The following is a 1,489-nucleotide window of genomic DNA, read 5'->3' as shown; positions in this document are numbered from 1 at the left end:
GTCAAAGGCGATTCGATGATCGAGGCGGGGATTTTCGATGGCGATACGGTCGTGATCAAGCGCGGCGATACTGCCAATCCGGGCGAGATCGTTGTCGCACTGGTCGACGACGAAGAGGCAACGCTCAAGCGCTTCCGCCGTAAAGGAGCGTCGATCGCCCTCGAGGCGGCTAATCCGGCTTATGAGACGCGGATTTTCGGCCCGGATCGCGTTCAGGTTCAAGGAAAGCTTGTCGGTCTGATACGGCGATACTAGCAATCGCCCGGCTTTTTGCAGCCTGATGCCTCACCGCTATCGGCATTCACACGCTTACGGGATTTGTAGTCCTCGATATTGTGCGCGGCACGCGAATACATTCGGTAGGCGTTCCAAGGCCGGACCGGTGGTCCTACGGCATAATTGATGGTGACGGACTGAAGACGCCGCACGCGCGAAGCGCTTGCCTCGGCAAGGATTACCTCTGGTGAACCATTTTCGCTATTTGTGAAGGGTAGCCGAACGAGTTCTCCTGACTTCAAAGTTATCTCTGCGCTACCATGCAGCGCGAGATCGCGCTTGGTAAGTACGACTATGTTCGGGTCCTCGCATGCCGTGGTTCCGGCCGAGTACGCCAGAATAACGATATCGCCCTCGTCGCAGGCAGATGAGCTCTGTGCAGCTTCGTCCGTATAGGCGATTATCCATCCGCCCGGCTCGTGTGCAGTACAAACTTTTTCAACACACTCAAACTGCGTTTCTTTGGAAAGTTCGCCAGCCTTCGACGGCTTTGCCACCTCGTTTGTACCATAGCCCTGCTGCCAATTGTTAAGAGTGAATGCACTGCCGGATGTTCGATTGACCGCTAGATTGCCATCATCAGTGCGCAATGCGACCAGTTTTCCGTCCTCTGAAACAATGATCTGCGGCTCCTGCGCTCGCATCATCAGCAAGGCCGCGCCTAACAATAACGGTATGCCGCACAGCCGAAGACGCGTTGACAGGAACAGCAACATCACAAGACCAATGCTCATGAGGATCAAGGTGCCTTGCGGCATAAGGCCGAGATTGCCGCTGGGAGAGCGCGAAGCGACCATTTTTGCAAGAGCGATGAMGACCTCGATGCCCTGTCCCATGACCGTAAACGGTAGCCAATCCAGATCGAATGGCATGGCCAGCAAGCCGAGCACAGCAAAAGGCATGACAGCAACTGAAATGACCGGCAATGCGAGAGCGTTACCGATAAGGCCGAACGGCGCCGTATTGTTGAAATGATAAGCCGCAAAAATTGAGCTCGCAGTCCCGGCTACCACGGATGTCATGGCAATCGCGCCGACATGGTTCACGGCCTTTATCGGCAGCGCCAAAAGCAAATGGCTGGACGCACCTTTCCGGAAGGCCCGCCTTCCCTGACGCCGGGACCACCAACTATAAAATGCAATCAAGGCGGCAGTCGCCGAATACGACATCTGAAAGCTTGGCCCAAGGATTTCGTGCGGTGAGATCGCCGCGG

At 55.8% G+C, this 1,489-nt stretch carries 2 protein-coding genes; one reads left to right on the top strand and one right to left on the bottom strand.

The window, feature by feature from the left end; all coding sequences use genetic code 11:
- A partial coding sequence (locus ACXJ5O_RS26755; protein WP_457302554.1) for a LexA family protein occupies nucleotides 1-255 on the top strand: 255 nt, incomplete at its 5' end.
- Here ACXJ5O_RS26755 and ACXJ5O_RS26750 read toward each other — a convergent pair.
- Nucleotides 252-1,489 (bottom strand): ComEC/Rec2 family competence protein (locus ACXJ5O_RS26750; RefSeq protein WP_457302553.1); only part of this gene is annotated, 1,238 nt, incomplete at its 5' end. The genes ACXJ5O_RS26755 and ACXJ5O_RS26750 overlap by 4 nt on opposite strands.

It is taken from the genome of Phyllobacterium sp. P5_D12, assembly GCF_054049495.1.
This window is presented reverse-complemented; position numbering and strand designations above follow the sequence as displayed.